Here is a 24633-nt window from a genome sequence, read left to right as displayed (position 1 = left end):
GAGATTGCCTTGTGGGAAATACGCCACGCCATCCGAAAATGCAGGCCGGCGGATCAGTCCGCCGAGTCGTCGTATTGGGGTGGGGTCTTGCGAAAGCCACTGGTGATGATGGCCAGATAGACAAGGCCGATGCTGCCCCAGATAAGGCCCGAACTCAGCGAGCTGGGCTCCACCTCCAGCCACATGGCGCCTACGCTCATGAAGCCCAGCACCGGGGTGACAAGATAGCGCAGCAGGTCGCCTGGACTGTGCCAGCAGCCCTGGCGCCACATGTATTCAGCCAGCACCGACAGATTGACAAAACTGAAAGCCGTCAGCGCGCCGAAGCTGATCAGGGCGACCACATATTCCAGGCTCAGAAAGCCAGCGGTCAGGGCCACCGCGCCCACCAGCACAATGTTGTAGGAAGGCGTGAAGGACTTGGGGCTGATATGGCCGAAGAAGCGCTTGTGGATCACGCCGTCGCGGCCCATCACATACATCAGGCGCGATACACCCGCGTGAGCCGCGATGCCCGAGGCCATGACGGTGACGATGGCAAAGGACAGCACCACAGACTTGAACAGTGCTCCGCCCACCAGATAGAGGATCTCGGGTTGGGTTTCGTCCACGGCCTCGAAGTATCGACTGGGGTCGCCGGGGAAATAGAGCTGCAGAAAATAAGTGGCCGCGATGAAGATCAGGCCGGAAATCAGTGCCGTCAGAAAAATGGCCTTGGGCAAGGTGTTTCGGGTGTCGTGGGTCTCTTCGGCCAGTGAACTCAGTGAGTCAAAGCCTGTGAACGAAAAACAGAGAATGGTGGCTCCCGTAATCAGTGCGCCGATTTCGGCCTGGGAGCTCCAGAAGGGCGACAGCGTCCACAGGCCCTGGCCACCATGTTCGGCAATCGCGCCCAGGGCATTGCGGCCTGCATGCAGATCGCGCCAGACCATGCAGGTGAAGATGGCGATGATGAGCAGTTGGAAGAAGACGATCAAGCCGTTGAAATGGGCGACAAAGCGAATGCCGCGCAGATTCACGCAGACCATCAGCGCGGTCAGGCCGAAGATCCAGACCCAGTGGTTGACCTCGGGGAACATGGAGGTCAGATAGATCCTTGCCAGCAAGATATTGACCATGGGCGAGAGCAGGTAGTCCAACAACGACGACCAGCCCACCATGAAGCCCACATTGGGGTGAATGGCCTTTTGCGCATAGGTGTAGGCCGAGCCCGAGGAGGGGTAGCGCCGGATCATGTGGCCGTAGCTCAGCGAGGTCAGCAGCACTGCCAGCAAGGCAACGAAGTAGGAGGTGGGCACATGCTGCAGCGAATCGCGCGAGACCATGCCGAAAGTGTCCAGCAATGTCATCGGCTGGATGTAGGCCAGGCCGATGATGACCACATGCCATAGCAGCAGAGTCTTTTGCAGGCGAGCGGGGGAGGTGGTCGAGGCTGCCAAGGGAGGGCGATCAGTCAGTGCAGTCATCTTCTACAAGAACAAGAGAGCCGGCACAAAATCTGCACCGGCCTGCGCGTGGCAATGCGCCGCAGAGATGAGTCTCAGCTTGGTTGCCACTGTGTTATTAATGGTTAGGACATACCCTGAAGCAGGGCACCGTTCTTGGGTTCCGCTGAGCCTTGGGTCGGGCAGCAACGCAAAGCCGGCATTATCGGATTTTGTTACTCTCGAGATTGCTTATGATGGAAATCGCATTAATTTCACGCCAGTATCAGCACAGCTTGCTATGACAGGAAGAGCATGCACATGCTCAGCCTCAACTCTCTTGCAGCAGAGACTGAATGCATTGCCATTCGGCTTCGGTCACGGGGGTAATGGAGAGACGATTGCCTTTTTGCAGCACGCGCATCTGCGCCAGTTGAGGTTGCTCGCGTAGTTCCGGCATCAGCAGTGGGCGGATCTTTTTCAGCGCCTGCACATCCAGCATAAGCCAGCGCGGTTTGTCTGTCTGTGACTTTGGGTCGTAGTAGGGGTCCGCAGGGTCGAACTGGGAAGGGTCCACGCGCAGATTGCCAGCAATGCGGGCAATGCCGTAAATCCCGGGTTCGGCGCAACTGGAATGCCAGTACAGCACGCCGTCACCCACCTGCATATCGTCACGCATGAAATTGCGTGCCTGGTAATTGCGCACGCCATTCCAGGCAATGGTCTGCTCGGGGGATGCCAGAGCATGGTCGATGGAGTACTCGTCGGGCTCGTTCTTCATGAGCCAGTAACGATGGGCTTGGGGGCTGCTGTCGTTCATAGGTGCATTGTCTGTGAGGGGGGAGCTGTCTCAGTCTTCACGGCCACGCTGCCAGGGACCGCGATCCTGCTGCCAATTGCGCACCAGATCGCTATTGCGTTGCAGCAGATTTCGGGTGTCCAGCCAGCGGCCTGGAATGTCCAGTTCGGCTTCTTCCACCACCCGCATACAGTCCTGAATATGGCGCTCGCCCAGATAGCGCAGCGTCGCGTAGCCTATGGACGCAGCTGCGAGCTGGCCCAGTAGCGGCACATATTTGGCGGCCTGCCTGGTGCTCGTGCGCAAACCCATGGCTTTGCCGAGGCGCAGCACCATGTCGCGGGTGATGAACTTGCCGATCAGCACGGAGCCAACCATGGCGATGGCTTTCTGGACTTGCTCGCGCTTTCCTGGCGTGAGTTGGTCGAGTTGCTCTGGCGTCAACCCGAACTCCTGGTTGATGCGCGGATAGAGCTGGGCGAGCAGGGCGGCATCTGCAGCCCAGTCCAGACCGGGTATGGGGATGGCACTGGCGGCAGCGCTGACGAGTGCCCGTCTTCTCAGTAATTTGCGGGCCCGTTCAGCGGCTTGGGCAATGTCTTTGCGCTCCGCTCTGGTCGCACTAAGGTTTCTGAAGCTCGGGTCTTTTTTCCACATATTCGATAAGGAGATGACGGAAATAGAAAAAGGGGCTTGTCGGCCCCTTTTGGTCGGAATTCAGATTCAGTTGGCCTTACCGCGCACCATGCCATAAATAAACAAAAGAATCACGGCCCCAATGACCGATGCAATCCAGCCTGCGGTTTGTCCGGGCTGGTACCAGCCCATGGCCGAGCCCAGATAGGTAGCTACAAACGAGCCGACGATACCGAGAAGAATCGTCATGATCCAGCCCATGCTGTCATTGCCGGGCTTGATGGCCCGAGCAATCAAACCGACGATAAGGCCGACGATGATGGTTCCGATGATGGACATATTCTGTTCCCTGTTGGTGCTTTGACGAAAGTGACTCTACGCGGCCCGACGGTTCGACTCTGTCGGACGATTCTGAATGTAGGCGCGAGCGCGGTTCTTGCGTGAAAACACACAGAGGCATGGGCTACATCGGGGCCCAAGGGCGAAACAAAAACGCCTGCTTTCTGCAGGCGTTTTGGTCAAGCCCCGATTCGGAATCAGGGCTGCAATGGGCCCAGGGCGCTATATGCAGCAGCCGTGGTTGCCGAGGCGTCAGCGCCTTCGACGCGACGGGCGCCGTCGAAGCGGCGCGCCCAGTAGGAGGTCTGCATGCTTTCCACGCGCACGCTGGCACCGGTGCGCGGTGCGTGGATGAATTTGCCGTCACCCACGTAGATGCCCACATGGCTGAATGTGCGGCGCATGGTGTTGAAAAACACCAGATCACCAGGCTTGAGGTCGCTGCGGTCGATCTGCTGGGTGGCATTGGCCTGTTCGGCAGAGACGCGAGGCAGAACCTTGCCCATGGTCTGGGAGTAGATGGCGCGCACGAAACCGCTGCAGTCGAAGCCGGTTTCGGCGTTGGTCCCACCCAGGCGATAGGGAACACCAAGGAAGCCCATGGCCGTCACCACCAGATCGGAGGTTTTTTCGGCCACGTTCTGACGTGCTTCGCGCACGAAGTCAGTCGTCTTCTCGGCCACGGAGTGGCGAGCTTCACGCAACTGGGTGATGAGGCCGCGGTTGACCAGCAACTGGGCCATGTCGTCGTCACGCTGCTCGCTAGGCGCCGCGTGCGCTGAGGTAACGCCGACAAATAGAAGTGCAATAAGCCATCGGGACATGGGGCGTGAGGGTAACACGTTCATTTGTAGGATGGGGGCTCTATTTCCAATTTTTTCTCTTGGTTTTTGATGCGGCACAGCAAGTGAGCTGCGGGCATAAGCTTATTGCGTGAGGTGCTCTCAAATTTGCAGCGTATGACAGTACGTAATTTCCCCATTCTGGTGAATGCGGGTCGGGAATGCACCAATTCATGGTATTGACATGCGAAAGGCGTTGCATTGACGGACTTTCTGCCCCGACATGCGCTTGCAGCGACAATAGCGCCATCGATTGCAGCCGATGCGGTGCGCTTCCTCAGCCCATCGCACGACGGTCTTGCGCAAGCGCTGCGCCTTTTTTGCGTCAGGCTTGACACAGTTTTAAGAAAGATTTGCCATGTTGTTAGAAGCTTCCGAGTCGCAACTGGTTCTGGTGGACTACCAGGACAAGCTGATGCCCGTCATTCACGAAGGCACGCAAGCGCTGGCCAATGCGGTCAAGCTGGCCAAGATGGCGCAGCTGCTGGAGGTGCCTGTCTGGGGGACGGAGCAGAACCCCTCGCGCCTTGGCGCCAACAATGCGGAGCTCAAGGCTCTGTGCCAGAAGACACTGGAGAAAATGTATTTCAGCGCCGTGCCGGAGGGGCTGGGCGAATGGCTGCGTCCTCCCGCCAAGCCCCAGGGCGGCAATGCGCGCAGCCTGCCCAAGCATCTGCAAAAGCCCCAGCAGCAGGCGCCCGAGCGCAATATGGTGGTGATTGCCGGCTGCGAAACCCATGTCTGCCTGTTGCAGACGGCGCTGGAGCTGCTGGAAGACGAGTTCGATGTGTGGGTGGTGACGGATGCCTGCGGCTCGCGTACCGAGCGTAACCGGGATGCAGCATTTGACCGTCTGGCAGGTGCCGGCGCCGAGCTGGTGACCACCGAGATGGTGATGTTCGAGTGGCTGCGCACCTGCGAAGACCCTGCCTTCAAGGAGATGCTGGCTCTGGTCAAGTAATTGCCGGTAGCCATTCAGGAAACAAGCGCCTTCTGGGCGCTTTTTCTTTGGGCTGCGCATCGACCGTCACATTTTCGGCTTGTGGCACTCAGGTCCCGGGAGTTGCGGCCCGGCTTGATACTCCGTCTTCATGGGGCGTCCACAGAGGAGCCAGGAGCCATACGCTCTACACCATGGCGGGGCGGACACGACATCCGGGAAGAGGGCTTCAAGGAGGACCGAGGAACTGAGCGTGCTCGGGGCCTGTGCTCTGACGCGGTGTTGGTGCGATAGTCAAGTGCTGTCAGTTTTCGGCAAGCGCGTTATGAATAATTATGAATTCAGAAAGCTCTCTGCAAAAGACGGAGAGTCAAGGAGACATATTCATGACCACGCATTTCGAAGATTTTTATCAGCGTTCCATTGATGACCGCGACGGCTTCTGGGCAGAGCAGGCCGGTCTGATCGATTGGCAGCAGAAGCCGCAGCAGATCTGTGACTACAGCAACCCGCCATTTGCCAAATGGTTTGTGGGCGGCAGAACGAATCTTTGCCATAACGCCATTGACCGCCATCTGGCAGCGCGCGGCGATCAGAATGCGTTGATCGCCATTTCCACCGAAACCCGCACCGAAAAGGTCTATAGCTATCGCGAGCTGCATGCGGAGGTCAATCGCATGGCTGCCGTGCTGCAGTCGCTGGGTGTGCAAAAAGGCGACCGCGTGCAGATCTATATGCCCATGGTTGCCGAGGCCTGCTTTGCCATGCTGGCCTGCGTGCGTCTGGGTGCCGTTCACTCCGTCGTGTTCGGCGGCTTTGCTTCGGGCGCGCTGGCGTCGCGAATCGATGATGCCGAACCCAAGGTCATCATCAGTGCCGATGCGGGCTCGCGCGGCGGCCGCGTCGTGGCCTACAAGCCTTTGCTGGATGAAGCGCTCAGGCAGTCCAGTCACCAGCCCGCTGCCGTGCTGATGGTCAACCGCGGACTGGCCGAAATGCCCATGAAGGCGGGCCGCGACCATGACTGGTCGGCCTTGCGTGCCCGACACATGGATGCGCAGGTGGATTGCGTCTGGGTGGAATCAACCCATCCCAGCTACACCCTCTATACCAGCGGCACCACGGGCAAGCCCAAGGGCGTGCAGCGCGATACGGGCGGCTATACCGTGGCGCTGGCGGCCAGCATGCCGCACATCTTCGATGCCCAGGCCGGGCAGACCTTCTTCTGCACCAGCGATATCGGCTGGGTCGTGGGTCATAGCTACATCATCTATGCGCCGCTGATTGCGGGCATGGCCACGGTGATGTACGAGGGTCTGCCGGTCAACCCTGATGCCGGCATCTGGTGGAGCATTGTCGAGAAATACAAGGTCACGCACATGTTCTCGGCGCCGACGGCGATTCGCGTGCTCAAAAAGCATGATGCGGATTACCTCAAGCGCTACGACATCTCCAGCCTCAAGGCCCTGTGGCTGGCCGGCGAGCCGCTGGACGAGCCCACGGCGACCTGGATCAGCCAGGCCATCAGCAAGCCCATCATCGACAACTACTGGCAGACCGAGACCGGCTGGCCCATCATGACGCTGTGCAACGGCGTGCAAAAGCAGGCCACGCGTTTTGGCAGTCCGGGACGGGCGGTCTATGGCTACAACGTCAAGCTCATCGATGACGCCAGCGGCGAGGAGTTGACCCAGGCGAATCAGAAGGGCGTGCTGGCGATCGAAGGTCCGCTGCCGCCCGGTTGCATGCAGACGGTCTGGCGTGACGACAACCGCTTTGTCAACACCTACTGGAAGAGCATTCCGGGTCGGCTGATCTACAGCACCTTCGACTGGGGCATCCGCGATGAGGACGGCTACTACTTCATCCTCGGCCGTACCGACGATGTGATCAATGTGGCGGGTCATCGCCTGGGCACGCGGGAGATCGAGGAGAGCATCTCTGCCCATGCCCAGATTGCCGAAGTGGCCGTGGTTGGCGTTGCCGACAATCTCAAGGGCCAGGCTGCACTGGCCTTTGCCGTGGTGCGTGACGCGGCCTTGGTGGCAGACGAGGTCTCCAGCAAGGCCCTCGAAGCCGATGTGATGAAGCTGGTCGATTCGCGTCTGGGTGCGGTTGCGCGTCCGTCTCGTGTGATTTTCGTCACGGCTCTGCCCAAGACACGCAGCGGCAAGCTGCTGCGCCGGGCCTTGCAGGCCGTGGCCGAAGGTCGTGATCCCGGTGACCTGAGCACCATGGAAGATCCGGCGGCCCTGGCCCAGGTGCAACAGCGGCTGTAACTTCCGCAACGGTTGTTGTGGAGCTTCACTCCCGCAGCTAGCGCCGCAGGGGCGGCGTGTCGGGATTGCGGCGAATCGATAGTTCAAGGCCTGCGACCATCAAGGCGCAGGCCTTGCTGTTTGCAGCCTAAAATCGCCCGATCACGCCACGCGGTCCGTTGCCTGGCGCTATGAAATAGAAAAACTTCGAGAAAGAGCTGTCGTGCAAGTTGCATCCTCCATCTTCAAGGCTTACGACATTCGCGGCATCGTGCCGTCGACACTGACTGAAGAAGTCGCCCGTGGCATCGGCCGCGCATTCGGCATGGCAGCGCTGGTTGCCGGTGAAAAAGCCGTGGCGGTGGGTCGTGATGGTCGTCTGTCGGGTCCCGCGTTGTCGGCTGCGTTGATGCAGGGCCTGACCGAGGTGGGTGTGAATGTGATCGACATCGGCCTGGCCACCACGCCCATGCTGTACTTTGCCGCCGCCACCTTGTGCACCAGCGGCATTCAGGTGACGGGCAGTCACAACCCCAAGGATTACAACGGCTTCAAGATGGTGCTGGCAGGCCGAGCCATTTATGGCGAGGAAATCCAGGCCTTGCGCGCGCGCATGGAGTCCGAGGACTGGACGATTACCGGTGCCGGACAGATCAGCCGCGCCGATGTGCTGGCCGATTACACCGCCCGCATCGTGGGCGATGTGAAGCTGGCGCGGCCCATGAAGATTGTGGTGGACTGCGGCAACGGCGTGGCCGGTGCATCGGCTCCCGCCATCTTCCGTCAGCTGGGCTGCGAGGTGATCGAGCTGTTCTCCGAAGTCGACGGCAACTTCCCCAATCATCATCCCGATCCCAGCAAGCCCGAGAACCTGCGCGATGTGATCCAGGCCCTGCAGACAAGCGATGCCGAGCTGGGTCTGGCCTTTGACGGTGACGGCGACCGCCTGGGCATTGTGACCAAGGACGGCCAGAACATCTTCCCCGACCGTCAGATGATGCTGTTCGCCAAGGATGTGCTTTCACGCGTGCCTGGCGGCTCCATCGTGTTCGACGTCAAGTGCACCCAGCGTCTGGCCCCCGAGATCGAAGCTGCCGGCGGCAAGGCCGTGATGTACAAGACCGGCCATTCGCTGGTCAAGGCTCGCATGAAGGAGCTGGGCGCGCCGCTGGGTGGCGAGATGAGCGGCCATATCTTCTTCAAGGAGCGCTGGTTCGGCTTTGACGATGGCACTTATGCCGGCTGCCGTCTGCTCGAAATCGTCAGCCGCGAAACCGACCCCAGCGCACTGCTCAACGCATTGCCCACCAGCTTCTCTACACCAGAGCTCAATGTGGCCTGTGCCGAAGGCGAGCCCCATCGTCTGGCGGCCGAGCTGCAGGCGCTCGCTGCCACGGAGTTTGCTGAACCTGCCCGGGTCAGCACCATTGACGGCCTGCGCGTGGACTGGGCTGACGGTTTTGGTCTGATCCGTGCCAGCAATACCACGCCGGTGCTGGTGCTGCGCTTTGAAGGCCATACACAGCAAGCCTTGCAGCGCATAGAAGCGCAGATGCTGGCTTTGCTCAAGCGCGTCAAGCCTGACGCCCAGGTGGGCGCTTCTGCGCACTGATCGAAGCAGCCTCAAGCATGGCCAAACCGGCTCCCATGAGCTTTGCCCGTGCGCTGTTCAGTGCGTTGGCCTGGGCAGTGCAGCCGCTGCTGCGGCGCAAGCTGCGTCGCAGAGCGCTGGCTGAGCCAGGCTACGGCGTGGCCGTGCCTGAACGCTTCGGCCATTACCAGCCCGCAGATCTGGGGCGCGATGGACGCGGCCGATGGGTGTGGATTCATTCGGTGTCGCTGGGCGAGACCCGAGCTGCCGCGATTCTGATCAAGGCCTTGCGCGAGCGCATGCCTGCTATGCGTCTGCTGCTGACGCACAGCACTGCGACGGGGCGAGAAGAGGGCGCAAAGCTGCTCCAATCAGGCGATGTTCAAGTCTGGCTGCCTTGGGACACGCTGGGTGCAACGCAGCGCTTTATTGCGCAGTTTCACCCCGCCGTGGGTGTGCTGATGGAAACCGAGATCTGGCCCAATCTGATTGCAGGCTGTGCCAACGCAGGCATTCCCCTGGTGCTGGCCAACGCGCGGCTCAATGCCAAGTCCGAAGCGGGGGCGCTCAAGATGGGGGCGATTTCGCGCCGAACCTATGGTGCACTGGCAGCCGTCTGGGCACAGAGCGAGGAAGATGCGCGCCGCCTGCGTAATGTGGGCGCGCAGGTCAGCGCCGTGCTGGGCAATCTGAAATTTGATGTGCAGCCCGACGAGCATTTGCTGAGTCTGGCTGCGAGCTGGAAGCAGCGCTTGAGCAAGCCCGTCGTGCTCTTTGCCAGTAGCCGCGAGGGTGAAGAAGCCCAGCTTCTGGGGCAGCTTAAAAGTCAGCCGGAAGCAATGCAGGCTGTGCAATGGCTGATCGTGCCGCGCCATCCGCAGCGCTTTGAGGCAGTGGCGCAGCAGATTGCGGATGCGGGCTTTGCGGTATCAAGGCGTAGTCTGTGGGGAGCGCAGCCACCCGCGCTGGCCAACGCTATCTGGCTGGGCGATTCCTTGGGCGAGATGCCGCTGTACTACGCCATGTCGCATCTGGCGTTGATGGGCGGCAGTTTTGAGCCTCTGGGCGGGCAGAACCTGATTGAGTCGCTGGCCTGTGGCACGCCTGTGATTCTGGGGCCACATACCTTTAATTTCAGCCAGGCGTCTGAGCTGGCCGTGCAGGCCGGTGCAGCCATTCGCAGTGCCGATATGGCCCAGGCCGTGCAGGATGCGCTGGCCTGGGTTCAGAACGGTGCCGACCTGGAAGCCGCCCGCGCCAAAGCACATGACTTCATGGCGCAGCATCGCGGCGCAGCCGGTGCTACGGCGGATGCGATTGTGCGACTGATGAACTCCTGAAATAAGAGCTGCTTGCGCTGATTCAGCAAGTATTTCAGATAAGAAACAGCAAAATTATGGTTTGTATAAAGCGCTAACAGCTATTGTTTCAGTAGCGATTGCTTCACCGTTGTTCCAGCTGGCGGTTTCGCTACTTAACGTGCTTTGCGTTGGTGCGCTACAGGTTGTGCAGGTACTGCGGGTGTTTGGGGCGTGGCTTTTTGAACGACCGGCGCTGGCAAAGTCAGGCTGTCAATGCTGCGAAGATCATCATCTGTCAGCACGCCCGCAGCCTGCCTGAGCTTGAGCTGGCCAAGTAACACCTGATAGCGCGCATTGGCCAGATCGCGCTCGGTCTGGTAGACCTGACTCTGGGCGTTGAGCACATCGATATTGATGCGCACGCCAACCTCATAACCCATCTTGTTGGCTTCCAGCGCACTCTGGCTGGAAGCGAGCGCGGCTTCCAGCGCCTTGACCTGGGCCTGGCCGGATTGCACGCCGAGGAAGGCTGTGCGCGTAGTCTGCTCCACGTTGCGGCGGGCATCGTCGAGTTGGGCACGGGCTTTTTCCTCCAACGCCACGGTTTCCCGGATGCGGTTCTGAACCGCAAAGCCCGCAAACAGCGGCATGTTCATGACCACGCCGATCTGGGCCGCGTTGGTGCGATAGCTCAGGGGAATGGATGGAGTCATGGAGCCGTTGGGATAACGGTTGACCACATAACCGGCCTGCAGGTCCACGGTGGGCTTGTGGCCGGCCTCGGCCTTCTGCGTGTCCAGTCGGGCGATGTCCAGGGCCAGTTGGGCCTGGCGCAACTGGGGCTGGGCGGCCAGGGCCTTGTCCACCCAGACTTGCATATTGTCGGGCTCCACCCTTGGCAAGGTCAGCGGCGCAGCCAGCGGCGTGGGCTGAATGCCGACGCGGCCCACGAGCTGATCCAGGGCCACGCGCTTGACCTGCAGGTCATTTTGCGCAGCGATTTCCTGGGCCGTGACCAGATCGAAGCGGGACTGGGCTTCGCGCGAATCGGTGATGGTGGCCGTGCCGACTTCGAAATTGCGCTTGGCCATCTCGAGCTGGGTGCTGATGGCCTGCTTTTGCGACTGAGCCACCTGCACGCTGTCCTGGGCCGCCAGTACATCGAAATAAGCCTGGGCCACACGCACGATCAGGTTTTGTGCAGCTGCATCCAGCTGAGCCTGGGCGACATCCACGCCGCGCTGCCCCTGCTCGTAGGCAATCTTGTTGGCAGGACGGTACAGCGGCTGCTGGGCGCTGAGCTGCACGTTCTGCTGCGTGTTGTTGAAGCTGCTGGCCATGCCGGGTAGGGGCACGGAGGTATGGATGTCCACATGGGTGCGGTTGGCACCCGCCGACAGACCCACGTTGGGCAGCAGCCCGGACAGGGCCTGATCGGCGCGGCTGGCCGCAGCCCTCGCATCGGCTTGTTGGGCCTGCCATGAAGCGTCATAGCCGCGGGCCTGGGCTACCAGCTCGGACAAGGTCTGGGCCTGTGTCTGAGCGCCGGCCCATGCCAGCAAAACTCCCAAGGAAATGGCACGCAGAGCGTGGGCGGAGGGGGCTTGCAGGGGCCTGGGCAGCTTGGTCATAGATGTCAGGGTTGGGCGGTCTCGATCACAACGGAAAACTCAACAAAGCTCTGGATTGTCCGAGCAATAGGCCCGGCAATCTTTCAATAACGGGGAACGCCCGGGTCGGCGCTGAGCGACCAGGCGTCAATGCCGCCGGTGATGTTGCTGACGTCCTCAAAGCCGTTGTTGAGCAGAAACGCGGCCACGCTCATGCTGCGTGCGCCATGGTGGCACAGGCAGGCGACGGGGTGGTCGGGGTCCAGCTCCTGCAGGCGGCCGGGGATATCGTGCATGGGAATGCAACGCAGCTCGAAGCCTTCACCGGGCTGAATGCTGGCCAGGGTGACTTCCCAGGGTTCGCGCACATCCAGCACTACGGGCTTGACGCCGTTCGCGGCATGAGAAGCCAGCCATTGCTGGAACTGGGCGGGCAAGACCTGGGTCAACATAAAAACTCCTGGCGGCCGGCCGTCGAATCTGCGGGCCGGCCCTGACACTGAAAGACAGGCCCTGCCGGATGCACCGAAGTGACGGTTGCATAAAGCAGGGCGAACGCAACAAGCGTTTAGAACGAGAAGCGCGAAGGCTCTTCAAAGCCCACGAGGCGTGTGGCAGCGGTATCCCAGGGTTGCTGGACTTCGAAGTTGTTGCCGTTCTTGGTCACCAGCGTGAAGCGCATCATGGGCATGTGACCGACGATGGCTGCAATGCGGCCGCCTTCGTTGAGCTGGGCGTAAAGGGCGTCGGGGACCTGAGCCACCGAGCCGCTGAGCACGATCACGTCAAACGCACCCTGAGCCAGGGAAGCTGTGGCACCGTTGGCCAGCTTGACTTCGACATTCTTGACGCCGGCGCTGAGCAGATTCTCACGGGCCATTTCGGCCAGCTCGGGGTCGATCTCCAGCGTCACGACTTCCTTGGCCTGGGCGGCCAGCAGGGCTGCCATGTAGCCGGAGCCGGTGCCGATCTCGAGCACGCGGTCGGTGGGCTTGATCTTCACGTCTTGCAGCATGCGCGCTTCGATCCTGGGGGCCAGCATGTGCCAGCCTTTGGCGGCAGCTTCTTCGGCAGTGCCCTTCAGGGGGACTTCAATGTCCATATAGGCCATGTTCGCGTATTCGGGCGACACATAGTCTTCACGGTGGACCTTGCCCATCAGCTCCAGCACGGACTCGTCCAGCACATTCCAGGGACGGATTTGCTGTTCGATCATGTTGAAACGAGCCTGCGCGTGCACATCGCGCGGGTCCACTTGGGCATTCATTGGCAGGGCCATGGTATCTCCGGGGAAAGACTTATCAGGACAAACCATCGATTCTACGAGCCTCGGAGGCTTCGTGCGGCGGCTCAGCGCTTTTTGAGGGGGCGCCAGACCATTTACGGCGTATCCAGTTGGCAAAATCATCGAGATAGCAGTAAACCACAGGCACCACGACCAGGGTCAGCAGCGAGGAAGTGATGACGCCGCCGATCACGGCCTGACCCATGGGGGCGCGCTGCTCGGAGCCTTCGGTGACGGCAAACGCCAGCGGCACCATGCCGAAGATCATGGCCAGCGTGGTCATCAGGATCGGGCGCAGGCGCACGCGGGCCGCCAGCAGCAGCGCTTCGTTGCGCGGCAGGCCCGGCTCGGTCTGGCCGCTGACCTCGTTGACGCGGGGTTCGCGGGCGCGGATGGCAAAGTCCACCAGCAAAATGGCATTCTTGGTCACCAGCCCCATGAGCATGACCACGCCGATGATGGAGAACATGGACAGGGCCGAGCCGAACATCATCAGGGCCAGCACCACGCCTATCAGTGTCAGGGGCAGCGAGGTCATGAGAGCCAGGGGCTGGAGAAAGCTCTTGAACTGGCTGGCCAGAATCATGTAGATGAAGATGATCGCCAGCATCAGCGCGGAAATCGCGTAGCCAAAGGATTCGGCCATGTTCTTGGCCGCGCCGCTGAACTGGTAGCTGTAGCCGGGCGGCATGGGAATGGTGGCCAGCGCCTGCTTGATATCGGCCGTGACCTCGCCTGTGCTGCGCAGATAGACATTGGCGTTGATGGCGACCTCGCGGTTGAGATTGCGGCGGTTGATCTGGCTGGGGCCGGTGCTGTCCACCACGCTGGCAACCTGGTTGAGGCGCACGATGCGCATGCCGCCATCTCCGGTGGCCAGTGCAAACGGCAGCCGCTCCAGGTCCTGCGGCGTGGTGCGCGCCTCGGGCTCGAGCCGCACATTCACGTCATAGGTCTGGTCGTCGCTGGCCCGCCAGTTGCCCACGGTCTGGCCGGCCACCCAGGTGCGCAGCGCGCCGGCCATATTGCCTATCGACAGGCCCAGATCGGCCGCGGCATCCCGATGGACCTCGATATTGACCATGGGCTTGTTGGGCTTGAGGCTGGAGTCCAGATCGACCAGGCCCGGAATGTCGGTTATGCGCTCCTGCACGATCTGGCTCAGGCGGGCCAGCTCGTCCAGATCCGGGCCCATGAGCGAGAACTCGACCTGCTTTTGCCCGCCCACGGCCTCGCGCAGGCCCACATGGGTGAGCTTGATGCCTGCGATCGCCTGCAGTCTGGGGCGCAGATAGGCCGAAATCTCGTCCACATTGCGGCTGCGCTGGTGGCGGTCAACCAGGCGCACGTAGATATTGGCGTAGTTCTTGCCGTTGGCATTGCCGGTGTTGATGGTGGTCAGCGTGTAGCGCACCTCGGGCAAGGCGCGCAATATGTCCGTCACCTGCCTGGCCTTGGCTTCGGTGGCTTCGATCGAGGAGCCTTCGGGGGTGTTGAAGCTGATCGAAGTTTCCGAGAAGTCCGCCTTGGGTACAAATTCGGTACCAAGCAAGGGAACAAGAGCGATGCTTGCTATGAAAATAATGAAGGCCAGCGCCAGGGTGAGCAGCTTGTGAGCCAGCGACCAGCGCAGAATGCCTTGATAGAAGTCCGAGAGCCGATCGCTCATGCGCTCCACCCAGGCCGTCACGCGCCCCAGCGTGCGGTCGTACAGGCTTTTGCTGCCATGCTCGCCATGGGCATGAATCGCCGGGTCATGCCAGACGCTGGAAAGCATGGGGTCCAACGTGAAGCTGACGAACATGGAGATCAGCACGGCTGCCACGATGGTGATGCCGAACTCATGGAAGAACTGCCCGATGATGCCGCCCATAAAGCCTATGGGCAGAAATACGGCGACGATGGAAAGCGTGGTGGCGAGCACGGCCAGCCCGATCTCCTGCGTGCCTTCCATGGCTGCCTGGTAGGCGTTCTTGCCCATCTGCACATGGCGCACGATGTTCTCGCGCACCACGATGGCATCGTCGATCAGCAGGCCCACGCACAGCGAGAGCGCCATCAGCGTGACCATATTGATGGAAAAGCCGAACCAGTACATGAAAAGGAAGGTGCCGATCAGCGCGATGGGCAGTGTCAGTCCCGTGATCACCGTGGAGCGCCAGGAGTTCAGGAACAGAAACACGATGAGCACCGTGAGCAAGGCACCCTCGATCAGTGTCTGGCGCACGTTGTCCACGCCCACGCGGATGGCGCGCGAGTTGTCGGCAATTGCCTGCAGGCGCACGCCGGGCGGCAGCTCGGGGGCGATGGCCCTGATCGCTGCATTCAGGCCGTCGACCACCTCGATGGTGTTTTCGTCCTGGGCTTTTTGAACGGACATCAGCAGGGTACGGCTGCCGTTGTACAGCGCCAGGGTCTGCAGCTCCTGCGCATCGTCCTGCACGCGGGCCAGCTGGCCGACGCGGATCGGAGCGCCATTGCGGTGGGCCACGATGATGCGGGCGAATTCCTCGGGGCGCTGAATGCGGGCATCGATCTGCACCACGCGTTCCTGGGCCTTGGAGCGGATCGAACCCACAGGCAGATCCTGGTTCTCGGCCCGCACCGCCTGGGCAACCTGCTCGGGGGTGATGGAGTAGGCCTCAAGCGCCCGTGGGTCCAGATAGACATTGACTTCCCGCTTGGTGGCTCCCACCATGTTCACGGCGCCCACGCCTCGCACGTTCTCCAGCCGCTTTTTCAGCACCTGATCTGCCCAGCTGGTCAGTGCAATCGCATCGGGCGGCGTCACGCTCTGGCCATCGGGGGCGGTCTCGCCATGCAGGGCATGGGGGTCTGGCAGCACGGCCAGCGACCAGACCGCCGTGCTGGCCGGGTCGAAGCGGATGACACGCGGCTCCTTGACCTCGTCACGCAGAGTGGGGCGCACCGAGGCGACCTTCTCGCGCACATCGTCGGCAGCGCGGCGCCCGTCTATATGCAGCTGGAACTCGATGATGACGACGCTGGTGCCTTCATAGCTGCGTGAGGTCAGAGCATTGATGCCGGCGACCGAGTTGACGGCCTCCTCGATCTTCTTGGTGACCTCGCTCTCCACGATTTCGGGCGAGGCTCCCGGATACTCGACCGTGACCACTACCACGGGAAATTCGATGTTCGGGAACTGGTCGACCTTGAGCCGCTGGTAGGAAAAAACGCCCAGCACCACAAAGGCCAGCATGAGCATGGTGGCCAGCACCGGGTTTTTCAGACTGATGCGCGTGAACCACATTTATGGGCTCCCGGGGCGATCTGCATCCGCCGCCTTGGCGCCTTGGGCAGCAACCGCAGCCGGGCTTGACGCTTCAACCAGCGTGCCTTCGCGCAGACCGCCGGTGCTGCCGGCCAGTACTCGGTCGCCCGCATTCAGGCCCTTGAGTATCTGCACCCAGGTTGCGCCTTCATGGGCGGACTGGCGCCCCAGTTCCACGGTCTTGTGGATCACGCGAAGCTCTGTGCGGCCGGCCATATCCTGGGCACGCTCCGGTGCAACTGCGGCCACGGCCGGCTTGCCGGCTTGCAGCACTTGCACATAGGGCAGGGGCTTGTCGGTGCGCACGGCGGCCAGAGGCACGGCCAACTGGCTGTCCTTGCCGGTCGTTATGCTTCCCTGCAAGAAGAGGCCGGGGCGCAACTGGGGCGCGCGCTGGCTGTTATTGTTCTTGGCGGCCTCATTCTCTTGTACCGCCAGATAGGCGGCCACGGTGCGCGAGCCGGTCTGGGCGCTGGGATTGATGCGCGCCACCTTGGCGCTGATGGCGGTCATATCCTGGGGGGCTCCGGGCACTTGCAGCTCGGCCATCTGGCCGACCTGGACCTGTACCGAATCTGCGGGTGCGAGCTGGGCCATGATTTCCAGCTTGGCTGGGTCGACGACTTCGACGATGCGCGCTTCCACACCGACGCGCTCGCCGTTCTGGACAAAGCGCTGGGCGATCTGTCCGTTCATGGGGCTGGTGATGACGGCGTCGGTGACGGACTTGCGGGCCGCATCGGCGGCGGCCTGGGCTGCGGCCAGATTGGCGCGGGCCGAATCCAGGTTGGCCTGAGAGGTCAGCAGCGCCGTGGTGGAGATAAAGCCTTTTTGTACCAGGGCTGCATTGTTGTCCTGATTGCGCTGGGCAATCGCCAGCTGGGCTCTGGAAGCGTCGGCCTGCTGCTGGGCCTGGCGCCAGCGTGCCTCGGCCTCCGTGGCATCGACGCGCGCCAGCTGCTCGCCCTTGCGAACGCTATCGCCTTCGCGCACCGTCAGGCCGCGCAGCTCGCCCGCGACATAAGCCTTGACCACGGCCGAGTTCACCGCCTGAACCACACCGTTGAGCGGAACACTCAAAGCAAGCTGAAGGGGCTGGGCCGTCAGAACCTCCTGGGCAGCCAGTTGTATGGGCAGCTCCTGCGGAGCCGCAGCATGGTTCGCGGCCTGTTTTTTATGCTGCAGATTGACGACTGCGCGCCAGCCTAGGACGACCAGCAAGCCGATGAGGGCCAGACTCAAGGCCCAACGGCCGGAACGCTTCATGGTGTGTATCCCTCTGAGGCAGGTTTTTCTGTTCTATGCGCCACATGGTAGGTGCGCCGTAAACGGCTTGTATTGCAAAGCAGCAAGCAGTGTAGTGGGCGCCCTGCAGCATAGCGGGGCGGCAATCGCTGTCATTGGTGAAAATGGGTAGTTGATTTGAGCTACGCTTGACGCGTCTTAAAAACGAGGAGCCGGTGATGGCAGCGGAAACCATTTATCTGGGCGGAGGTTGCTTCTGGTGCACTGAAGCCGTATTCGACCGTGTGCGCGGCATTGTCGATGTGCAGAGCGGCTATGCCAATGGCCACCTGGATCATCCCAGCTACGACGATATCTGTACCGGACAGACCGGCCATGCCGAGGTGGTGAAGCTTGAGTTCGACCCCGCGGTCATCAGCCTGCGCGATGTGTTGCTGATCTTCTTCGGCACCCATGATCCGACCACACTGAACCGCCAGGGCAACGACGTGGGCACGCAGTACCGCAGCGCGATCTTCACCACCGACGCGCAGCAAACGGCCGAGGCACAGGCATTGCTGCAGGAAATGCAGAACGAAAAAGCATTTGATGCGCCCATGGTCACTCAGATCGAGCCCCTGACCAATTACTGGCCTGCCGAAGACTATCACCAGGACTATTTTCTGCAGCACCCCGGCCAGGGGTACTGCGCTTTCGTGGTGGGCCCCAAGGTGCAGAAGTTCCAGAAAGCGTTTTCACGCTGGCTCAAGGATTAAGCCAGTCTGTCAGCGTATGGCCCGGAGTGCAGATACACTCTGCAACCCTTGGCCGCTTTCGCACCGTCCGAGGCTGAACTAGCTCCATAACGTGTCACTTCACTCCCATCTGCGTCGACCCACCCGCTCAGCCCCTGCTGACGGTCGTCTGTGTCTGCGCGAAATCTGGGTGATGCGCTGGCTGATGGGCCTGCTGGCCCTGGCCATGGTGCTGGGGCCGACGCTGGGCCAGATGCACCGTGCTGTTCACCTGGGCAGCTCGCCCGGGGGCAAGATCTATGCGGCGCACAGCCATGCGGCACCCGCGCTATCGGCAGCCTCTGCCGAAGTGGCGGGAGATTGCCAGGCCGACCGCAGCAACTGCGCCTCGGACCTGTCCTGGGTGCATGCGCTGTTTGCCGGTCATGGACCGGCAGAATGCCAGCTGCTGGACCAGGCCAATCACGGCTATGCCGGGCCTGTGGCCGTGCTTGCTTTCAGTGCGCCGCCACCGGACAGCTTCATCCCCCGGCCTTTTGCTCCCGCGCCCAGATCCGTCTTTATTGCAGCGCCGCTGGCTGCACGCGCGCCCCCTCTGTCTCTCAGCTCCCTGGCCTAGGTAAGAGCCATACTGCGGCATGGCTTGCCGCCCAGGCCAGAAACTTCAGAATTGATAGCTATAAGCGCTTTATAGATAAGCGATTAAGGCTGTTTTTATTGAATATCCGTGCGTACTTTCTTTGATCGTCTGCGTGCGCACGGTTGTTTGTGGAACTGAGATGTCTCAACGTTTTTCGAATTCTTCCGCCCATTCCTTGCGCCGCTCTCCCAAGTCGGCTCTGGCCCGCGCCATCGAGGCGCTGCAGCCGGCAGGGCGCGGACTGGCCCTGGGCACAGGCCTGGGCCTGCTGGCCTGTTCACCCCTGGCCTTTGCGCAGTCCGATGCGGCCAAGCAGGAGTCCAGCCTGGCTGAGGTGACCGTTTCGGCGACCGGCATGGCCGCCGGCGATATGGCTACGCCCGTTCAGGTGCTCGGCGAAGAGGAGCTGCGCCTGCGCCGCGCTGCAACCCTGGGCGAGACCCTGGCGGCCGAGCCCGGCATCAATGCCAGCCATTTCGGTGCGGGAGCCAGCCGCCCGGTGATTCGCGGCATGGATGGTGCACGGGTCTCCGTGCTCAGCGATGGCTCGGAGTTGCTCGACGCATCGACCGTCAGCCCCGACCATGCGGTGACCACCGAGCCTTTGCTGGCCCGGCAGATCGAAGTGCTGCGCGGCCCTTCGGCCTTGCTTTACAGCCCTGGCGCCATGGGTGGCGTGGTGAATGTGCTGGACGGCAAGATTCCGACCCAGGCGCCCGAGAAGGGCCTGGAAGGTTCGGCCGAGGTGCAGGCTGGCACAGCTGCAGGCATGTCGGCAGGTGCGTTCTCCCTGACCGCGGCCACACCGCTGAAGAACGATAACGGCCAGTTGGTGCTGCATGCCGAAGGCGTGGCGCGCAACGCGGGAGACTATCGCGTGGGCAGCGGCTGGGGCCAGAGCAAGGTTCCGGGCAGCTTCAGCCGCGGCAACACGGGCAGCGTGGGTCTTTCCTGGGTTGGCAATCAGGGCTATCTGGGCCTGGCCTACACGCGCCAGCAAGCCAAATACGGCTTGCCCGGCCATCAGCACAGCTTCGAAGGCTGCCACGCACATGGCGATCATCTGCATTGCGGCTCCCATGACGGGCACGACCACGACCATGATCATGAGGAAAGCGGCAGCGTGCCCGTGGTCGATCTGACCAGCGAGCGCTGGGATCTGCGTGGCGAATGGCGCAAGCCCACCGCCGGCATTGCCGCGCTGCGTCTGCGCGGTGGCCTGACCAATTACCGTCACGACGAGATCGAGGACGGCAGCGTGGCCACCCAGTTCAGAAACAAGGCCCATGACCTGCGCCTGGAGATGGAGCATGAACCCATCGCCGGCTGGCGTGGCACGCTGGGTCTGCAGACCCTCAAGCGCCGCTTCAGCGCCACGGGCGAAGAGGCCTATGTGCAGCCCACGGACACCCAGCGCCACAGCCTCTATCTGCTGGAGGAATACCGCTGGCAGGATTGGAGCTTTCAAGGGGCCTTGCGTCACGACCGCCAGCGTGTGGAGGCAGAGTTGAGCAACGAGCGTCGCAGCCATAGCGCGACTTCGGCGTCGCTGGGCACGGTCTGGAAGTTCCAGCCCGGCTACAGTGCATCGGCTTCGTTCACCAGCGGCAGCCGCATGCCCACGGCCGAAGAGCTGTTTGCCAACGGTCTGCACATGGCCACGGCAACCTACGAGATCGGCAATCCCAATCTGTCCCGCGAGCGCTCGCAGGCGCTGGACCTGGGCCTGGCCAAGACGGCCGGTGATACGACCTGGAAGCTCAATGCCTATCACTACCGCATCAAGGGCTATATCTACGGCGCCACGCTGGATGCCCACGAAGGGCTGCAGCTGCTGCAATACACCCAGGGCAATGCGCGCTTTACGGGTTGGGAGGCTCAGCTGAGCCAGCGCCTGAGTCGCGAGTTGAGCCTGAGTGTGTTTGGCGACGGCGTGCGTGCGCGTCTGGAAGACGGCTCTGCGCTGCCACGCATTCCGGCATTGCGTGCCGGCTTGCGTGTGAACGCGCGTCTGGCCGGCTGGGACACCATGGCTGAATGGACCCAGGTGCTGCGCCAGAATCGCACGGCCCAGTACGAAACCCAGACGCCGGGCTACGGCATGCTGAACCTGGGCGCCAGCTACCTCTGGAAGAGTGGTGGCAACCAGTGGCAGTTCTATGTCAAGGGCCAGAATCTCACCAACCGTCTGGCCTACGCTGCAACCTCGTTCATCAAGAGTGCTGCACCTTTGACGGGTCGTAATCTGGTGGTCGGTCTGAGAATGGACTTCTGAAGCAGCTCTTTGTGAGCTAAATGACATCCTGCCCAGGTTTGCCCTGGGCTGGATGCCATGGCTATAGATAGTGCTGCAGATGGCGCAGGGAACGAGTGCTGTCCACGCCTATCCTGGCAATCACTTCCGATTCGGGCACGCCGGCGCGCAGCCATTGCACGATGGCCGTGTTGCGCAAGACCTGCGGCCCCACGCGCTGCAGCGGAAATTTCTGGCTGTCCTCGGGCTGGGCATTATGAGCGCGCTGAATGATCTGCGAGGCCACATGGAACAGCATGCGTACCGACAACTCGCCGCCACGGCGCGAATAGAAGACGATGTGGTCGCCGTCGATCACCGACGGCCCGCGCTGTGCGGCGCTGAATCTTCTCCAGCTTTGCAAGGCCTGGGCCACAGAGTCGGGCAGCTCAAGCAGCCTTTGCTGAGCATTTCTGCCGCCTTCTATCTGCAGATAGCGGGGCAGGGGCGACTCTCCATTCGCAATGCTCTCCGAGCTGCCAACCCAGACCTGATTTGCGCTTGAAAGCAGGTTCTTCCATAGCAGGCAGCGCACCTCTTCGGGGGCCAGAGCCATCTCGTAGAGCAGCAGCACAATGGCGCGGTCGCGTGCGTCCTGATAACCGTCGGCGCTGGGAAAGTGCCTTGGCAGTGACTGCCAGAGCAGGGGAGGCAGGCAATGGCCCTTGCCGTCTTCCGAGGGGGGGCGTTCGGCTGGTTCAAGACCGGTTGCGGGGTTGGTGCTGATCCAGCCGTGCTCCATCGCATGGTCGTAGATACGCTCCAGCAGCCGCCAGTAGCGGCGGCGGGTGACCGGGCTGATCTTGCGCTCGGGGTGGTGGTGCGCACGTTGGCCATCGCGTATCTGCAAGAAACTCTGCACATCCAGCTCGGTTGCCTGATGCCAGGACTTTGAAGAACGCGGCCTGCGGGCAGGGCGCTGCTTGCCTGCGATAGCAGCCTGTCCGGACAGATGCATCAACCAGGCCTGCCAGACCTTTTCATAGTTACCGTCTGGAGAGGTGTCCAGCGCATCCCAGCTCTTGCTGCCCTCATGCTCGAGCCAGGCGCGAAACAGCTGGCTTCCAGTTGGCAGTGTGGATGGATCTGGAGGCTGCTGATCCGGAATGTTTCTGTCTTGCATGTGATGAGTTTAATGTAACTTACATGAATTAGTTATTGCTACCCACAAAAATATATTCACTTAACCACAAGCCTGAAGTAAACAGCGAAGAGGGCGCTTTCTGTCGCAGCGCCCTCACATTTTCATGACGGATAACTCAGGGCGCCAGTCGCTCACGAATCCAGTGCTGACCTTCTTGGCGGTAGCTCAGGCGGTCATGCAGCCGGCTCTTGCGCCCCTGCCAGAATTCCCAGCGCTCGGGCACCAGACGATAACCGCCCCAGTGGGGAGGCCGGGGAGGATTGAGCAAAAACTGCGCACTGTATTTGGCGGCATTGGCCACCAGCACGCTGCGACCGCTGATGACCTGGCTTTGTGGACTGGCCCATGCTCCGATCCTGGAATCCAGCGGGCGGCTGGCAAAGTAGGCATCGCTTTCCTCGGCGCTGACTTTTTCCACACGACCTTCGATGCGCACCACACGCTCCAGCTCCACCCAGTGAAATTGCAGGGCAGCGAATGGATTGCCCGCCAGTTGCTGACCTTTTCGGCTGTCGTAGTTGGTGTACCAGACAATGCCACGCGCGTCATAGCCTTTGATCAGCACGATGCGCGTGCTGGGGCGCAGGTCGCCGCTCACGGTCGCCACAGTCATGGCATTGGGCTCGGGTACCTGGGCTCTCACGGCTTCCTGCAGCCATTGGTCGAACTGCTGCAGGGGATTCTGGTTGGAAGCGGATTCGCTCAGCTCTGCGCGTTCATAGCTTTTGCGCAGATCGGCAATGGATGAAGATAGGCTGCTCATGTTCACATTGTGCCGCGCAGCCAAAGCCGGCGTTATGCTCGACAGCAATATGAATCAAGAAGTTTTGCCCGCTCCCATGGTTGATCCGGAGCGACCTTGTGTGCTGGTTCTCGCTGCGGGCAGGGGAGAGCGTTTTCTCGCATCGGGCGGCTCCAGCCACAAGCTCCAGGCCATGCTGGGCCAGCAAACCGTTTTGCAAACTACTCTGGCTGCAGTGCAGGCCTCTGGCCTTCCATGGCATCTGGAATGCGGGCCGCATCCCGGCATGAGCGACAGCATTGCGGCTGCCGTCAAGGCCACAGCCGGCGCCAAAGGCTGGCTGATCCTGCCAGCAGATTTGCCTTTGGTTCAGGCCGCTACGCTACACGAGTTGGCCTTGCAGCTAACGCGGCTGGATAGCCGTGAGCTGCATGTGATTCAACCCTTCTACCAGGGGCGGAAGGGCCATCCAGTGGCTTTTAGCCGGGCGGCAGCTCAGGCACTCGCCCTGCTGAGCGGCGATCAGGGCGCGGCCTCCATCGTGCGCAATGCGGCAAAGAATCAGCGTCTGCAACGCTGGGACTGCGACGACATAGGCTGTGTGCTCGATGTGGACACCGTGCAGGCCTTGGAGGAAGCGCGCAAGATCTGGCATGACCGCAATTCACGGTCGTCAAAAAGCCCCTGAAGGAGGGGCTAGGACTCGACAACCATTGACTTTGCCGAGCTCGTCCAGGTTTGTCGCTGTGTCTCGATCAAGGCTTGGTCGACCATCAGACCTTGTCTTGCTGGCGCGCGTTCGCGGCTCTTTCCATGCGAGAGCGACGGCTTTACGCGCCGCGCTCGATTACGGCACAAGCCAGGCGCGCGCCTGAATTGCCGGTAGGCTGGGTCGTGTAGTCATCCGGATCGTTGTGCACGATCAGCGACCGACCCAGAATGCCGTTGCCGCCTCTGTCCAGTTTGAACTCCTTGCTCACAAAATCGATAGTTGCCACGCCTTGGGTATCGGCGTCAAGGCTGGGCAGGTCACCGATGTGATGGGCCTTGCTGTCGCCGAATTTGCCATGCGCCTGTTGTCCAGGGTTGAAGTGGCCGCCGGCGCTCAAGCCGTCGCCGCTGGAGCAGTCGCCTTTTTCATGGACATGAAAGCCATGCTCGCTGTTCGGCGCCAGCCCTTCCACGCGGCCCTGTACTCGAACGCTGCCATCGGGCTGTGGGAAGAACTGCACCGTGCCCGTTACCTGGCTGCCCTTGGTGGCTTCCAGACGTGCAATCGATTGCACGCCTTTGCTGGGAGTTGCTGTAGGGGCTGTCTCCGAAGAAGAGGGCGCGGCCGTGTTGCTGGTCGTGGAGCAGGCCGTCACGGCCAAGCTTGCAGCAAGCGCCAGACCTGTCCAGGCTGGGCGCGAAAAGAGGGCGGCAACACGGTTAGGGAGCATGGCAGTCTTTCCGAAATCAAAAGGCCATTGTGCCCCGGATCGTCAGAATTTCAAGCATTTTTGCCTTGTAGCCCAA

General features: G+C 61.5%; 21 protein-coding genes. 8 read left to right on the top strand and 13 right to left on the bottom strand.

Features of this window, described 5'->3' with window-relative positions; translation table 11 throughout:
* Positions 1-53: 53 nt before the first annotated feature.
* From CTATCC11996_RS18880 to CTATCC11996_RS18860, 5 genes are all read right to left on the bottom strand, one after another.
* Positions 54-1466, bottom strand: a complete 1413-nt coding sequence (locus tag CTATCC11996_RS18880) for an APC family permease (RefSeq protein WP_003079205.1) — start codon at positions 1464-1466, stop codon at positions 54-56.
* 289 nt (positions 1467-1755) lie between these two features.
* Positions 1756-2244 (bottom strand): EVE domain-containing protein, encoded by a 489-nt coding sequence (locus CTATCC11996_RS18875; RefSeq protein WP_003079203.1) that lies wholly within the window; start codon positions 2242-2244, stop codon positions 1756-1758.
* 30 nt (positions 2245-2274) lie between these two features.
* A complete protein-coding gene (locus CTATCC11996_RS18870) occupies positions 2275-2880 on the bottom strand; it encodes a hypothetical protein (protein WP_034349624.1) in 606 nt (201 codons plus the stop codon).
* A gap of 66 nt (positions 2881-2946) precedes the next feature.
* The gene (locus CTATCC11996_RS18865; RefSeq protein WP_003079200.1) at positions 2947-3198 is read right to left on the bottom strand and encodes a GlsB/YeaQ/YmgE family stress response membrane protein; all 252 of its coding nucleotides are present in this window, start codon (positions 3196-3198) and stop codon (positions 2947-2949) included.
* Between the two features lie 197 nt (positions 3199-3395).
* Complete coding sequence (locus CTATCC11996_RS18860; RefSeq protein WP_034349623.1) at positions 3396-4022, bottom strand: C40 family peptidase; 627 nt, start codon at positions 4020-4022, stop codon at positions 3396-3398.
* A 376-nt stretch (positions 4023-4398) separates the two neighbouring features.
* Here CTATCC11996_RS18860 and CTATCC11996_RS18855 point away from each other — a divergent pair, with 376 nt between their 5' ends.
* From CTATCC11996_RS18855 to CTATCC11996_RS18840, 4 genes are all read left to right on the top strand, one after another.
* Positions 4399-5001: an isochorismatase family protein gene (locus tag CTATCC11996_RS18855; RefSeq protein WP_003079196.1), complete on the top strand. Its 603-nt coding sequence runs from the start codon at positions 4399-4401 to the stop codon at positions 4999-5001.
* A gap of 365 nt (positions 5002-5366) precedes the next feature.
* Complete coding sequence (locus CTATCC11996_RS18850; protein ID WP_003079194.1) at positions 5367-7259, top strand: propionate--CoA ligase; 1893 nt, start codon at positions 5367-5369, stop codon at positions 7257-7259.
* Between the two features lie 202 nt (positions 7260-7461).
* The gene (locus tag CTATCC11996_RS18845; protein ID WP_003079192.1) at positions 7462-8850 is read left to right on the top strand and encodes a phosphomannomutase/phosphoglucomutase; all 1389 of its coding nucleotides are present in this window, start codon (positions 7462-7464) and stop codon (positions 8848-8850) included.
* Positions 8851-8867: 17 nt separating this feature from the next.
* Entirely contained in the window at positions 8868-10169 is a 1302-nt protein-coding gene (locus CTATCC11996_RS18840) for a 3-deoxy-D-manno-octulosonic acid transferase (RefSeq protein ID WP_003079191.1), read from the top strand.
* Positions 10170-10303: 134 nt separating this feature from the next.
* Here CTATCC11996_RS18840 and CTATCC11996_RS18835 read toward each other — a convergent pair whose 3' ends face one another.
* From CTATCC11996_RS18835 to CTATCC11996_RS18815, 5 genes are all read right to left on the bottom strand, one after another.
* A complete protein-coding gene (locus tag CTATCC11996_RS18835) occupies positions 10304-11761 on the bottom strand; it encodes a TolC family outer membrane protein (RefSeq protein WP_003079189.1) in 1458 nt (485 codons plus the stop codon).
* A gap of 83 nt (positions 11762-11844) precedes the next feature.
* Positions 11845-12192, bottom strand: coding sequence for a rhodanese-like domain-containing protein (locus tag CTATCC11996_RS18830; protein ID WP_003079187.1), 348 nt, complete (start codon positions 12190-12192; stop codon positions 11845-11847).
* Between the two features lie 116 nt (positions 12193-12308).
* On the bottom strand, positions 12309-13019 hold the full coding sequence (locus CTATCC11996_RS18825; protein ID WP_034349621.1) for a protein-L-isoaspartate O-methyltransferase family protein: 711 nt from the start codon (positions 13017-13019) through the stop codon (positions 12309-12311).
* A 22-nt stretch (positions 13020-13041) separates the two neighbouring features.
* Positions 13042-16296 carry an efflux RND transporter permease subunit gene (locus tag CTATCC11996_RS18820; protein ID WP_003079183.1) on the bottom strand — a complete coding sequence of 1085 codons (3255 nt, stop codon included), beginning with the start codon at positions 16294-16296 and terminating at the stop codon, positions 13042-13044.
* A complete protein-coding gene (locus CTATCC11996_RS18815; RefSeq protein WP_003079182.1) occupies positions 16297-17583 on the bottom strand; it encodes an efflux RND transporter periplasmic adaptor subunit in 1287 nt (428 codons plus the stop codon).
* Positions 17584-17780: 197 nt separating this feature from the next.
* Here CTATCC11996_RS18815 and msrA point away from each other — a divergent pair, with 197 nt between their 5' ends.
* The 3 genes from msrA (at position 17781) to CTATCC11996_RS18800 (ending at position 21211) form a co-directional block, all read left to right on the top strand.
* Positions 17781-18317 (top strand): peptide-methionine (S)-S-oxide reductase MsrA, encoded by a 537-nt coding sequence (gene msrA / locus CTATCC11996_RS18810; RefSeq protein ID WP_003079180.1) that lies wholly within the window; start codon positions 17781-17783, stop codon positions 18315-18317.
* 172 nt (positions 18318-18489) lie between these two features.
* On the top strand, positions 18490-18915 hold the full coding sequence (locus CTATCC11996_RS18805; RefSeq protein ID WP_003079178.1) for a hypothetical protein: 426 nt from the start codon (positions 18490-18492) through the stop codon (positions 18913-18915).
* Between the two features lie 160 nt (positions 18916-19075).
* Positions 19076-21211, top strand: a complete 2136-nt coding sequence (locus CTATCC11996_RS18800) for a TonB-dependent receptor domain-containing protein (RefSeq protein ID WP_003079176.1) — start codon at positions 19076-19078, stop codon at positions 21209-21211.
* A gap of 61 nt (positions 21212-21272) precedes the next feature.
* Here the strand turns inward: CTATCC11996_RS18800 and CTATCC11996_RS18795 are convergent, their stop codons facing one another.
* Positions 21273-22352, bottom strand: a complete 1080-nt coding sequence (locus CTATCC11996_RS18795) for a tyrosine-type recombinase/integrase (RefSeq protein WP_003079173.1) — start codon at positions 22350-22352, stop codon at positions 21273-21275.
* Between the two features lie 136 nt (positions 22353-22488).
* The gene (gene pdxH / locus CTATCC11996_RS18790) at positions 22489-23136 is read right to left on the bottom strand and encodes a pyridoxamine 5'-phosphate oxidase (RefSeq protein WP_003079171.1); all 648 of its coding nucleotides are present in this window, start codon (positions 23134-23136) and stop codon (positions 22489-22491) included.
* 34 nt (positions 23137-23170) lie between these two features.
* On the opposite strand from pdxH, the gene CTATCC11996_RS18785 reads away from it, so the two are divergent.
* Positions 23171-23803, top strand: a complete 633-nt coding sequence (locus CTATCC11996_RS18785; protein ID WP_042438040.1) for a nucleotidyltransferase family protein — start codon at positions 23171-23173, stop codon at positions 23801-23803.
* 142 nt (positions 23804-23945) lie between these two features.
* Here the strand turns inward: CTATCC11996_RS18785 and CTATCC11996_RS18780 are convergent, their stop codons facing one another.
* A complete protein-coding gene (locus CTATCC11996_RS18780) occupies positions 23946-24557 on the bottom strand; it encodes a superoxide dismutase family protein (RefSeq protein WP_003079167.1) in 612 nt (203 codons plus the stop codon).
* Between the last annotated feature and the right edge of the window lie 76 nt (positions 24558-24633).

Origin of the sequence: Comamonas testosteroni ATCC 11996 (assembly GCF_000241525.1) — a bacterium.
GTDB lineage: Bacteria > Pseudomonadota > Gammaproteobacteria > Burkholderiales > Burkholderiaceae_C > Comamonas > Comamonas testosteroni.
The sequence above is the reverse complement of the archived record's forward strand: the minus strand, read 5'-3'. Positions and strand labels throughout refer to the sequence as shown.

What these genes read in the sequence shown, in the direction of transcription:
- CTATCC11996_RS18830 (WP_003079187.1), bottom strand. Translation starts at nt 12,192, where the DNA reads ATGTTGACCCAGGTCTTGCCCGCCCAGTTCCAGCAATGGCTGGCTTCT.
- CTATCC11996_RS18880 (WP_003079205.1), bottom strand. Translation starts at nt 1,466, where the DNA reads ATGACTGCACTGACTGATCGCCCTCCCTTGGCAGCCTCGACCACCTCC.
- CTATCC11996_RS18800 (WP_003079176.1), top strand. Translation starts at nt 19,076, where the DNA reads ATGTCTCAACGTTTTTCGAATTCTTCCGCCCATTCCTTGCGCCGCTCT.
- CTATCC11996_RS18855 (WP_003079196.1), top strand. Translation starts at nt 4,399, where the DNA reads ATGTTGTTAGAAGCTTCCGAGTCGCAACTGGTTCTGGTGGACTACCAG.
- CTATCC11996_RS18865 (WP_003079200.1), bottom strand. Translation starts at nt 3,198, where the DNA reads ATGTCCATCATCGGAACCATCATCGTCGGCCTTATCGTCGGTTTGATT.
- CTATCC11996_RS18825 (WP_034349621.1), bottom strand. Translation starts at nt 13,019, where the DNA reads ATGGCCCTGCCAATGAATGCCCAAGTGGACCCGCGCGATGTGCACGCG.
- CTATCC11996_RS18875 (WP_003079203.1), bottom strand. Translation starts at nt 2,244, where the DNA reads ATGAACGACAGCAGCCCCCAAGCCCATCGTTACTGGCTCATGAAGAAC.
- CTATCC11996_RS18805 (WP_003079178.1), top strand. Translation starts at nt 18,490, where the DNA reads ATGCGCTGGCTGATGGGCCTGCTGGCCCTGGCCATGGTGCTGGGGCCG.
- CTATCC11996_RS18850 (WP_003079194.1), top strand. Translation starts at nt 5,367, where the DNA reads ATGACCACGCATTTCGAAGATTTTTATCAGCGTTCCATTGATGACCGC.
- CTATCC11996_RS18835 (WP_003079189.1), bottom strand. Translation starts at nt 11,761, where the DNA reads ATGACCAAGCTGCCCAGGCCCCTGCAAGCCCCCTCCGCCCACGCTCTG.
- CTATCC11996_RS18820 (WP_003079183.1), bottom strand. Translation starts at nt 16,296, where the DNA reads ATGTGGTTCACGCGCATCAGTCTGAAAAACCCGGTGCTGGCCACCATG.
- CTATCC11996_RS18815 (WP_003079182.1), bottom strand. Translation starts at nt 17,583, where the DNA reads ATGAAGCGTTCCGGCCGTTGGGCCTTGAGTCTGGCCCTCATCGGCTTG.
- CTATCC11996_RS18870 (WP_034349624.1), bottom strand. Translation starts at nt 2,880, where the DNA reads ATGTGGAAAAAAGACCCGAGCTTCAGAAACCTTAGTGCGACCAGAGCG.
- CTATCC11996_RS18840 (WP_003079191.1), top strand. Translation starts at nt 8,868, where the DNA reads ATGGCCAAACCGGCTCCCATGAGCTTTGCCCGTGCGCTGTTCAGTGCG.
- CTATCC11996_RS18795 (WP_003079173.1), bottom strand. Translation starts at nt 22,352, where the DNA reads ATGCAAGACAGAAACATTCCGGATCAGCAGCCTCCAGATCCATCCACA.
- CTATCC11996_RS18860 (WP_034349623.1), bottom strand. Translation starts at nt 4,022, where the DNA reads ATGTCCCGATGGCTTATTGCACTTCTATTTGTCGGCGTTACCTCAGCG.
- CTATCC11996_RS18785 (WP_042438040.1), top strand. Translation starts at nt 23,171, where the DNA reads ATGCTCGACAGCAATATGAATCAAGAAGTTTTGCCCGCTCCCATGGTT.
- CTATCC11996_RS18780 (WP_003079167.1), bottom strand. Translation starts at nt 24,557, where the DNA reads ATGCTCCCTAACCGTGTTGCCGCCCTCTTTTCGCGCCCAGCCTGGACA.
- msrA (WP_003079180.1), top strand. Translation starts at nt 17,781, where the DNA reads ATGGCAGCGGAAACCATTTATCTGGGCGGAGGTTGCTTCTGGTGCACT.
- pdxH (WP_003079171.1), bottom strand. Translation starts at nt 23,136, where the DNA reads ATGAGCAGCCTATCTTCATCCATTGCCGATCTGCGCAAAAGCTATGAA.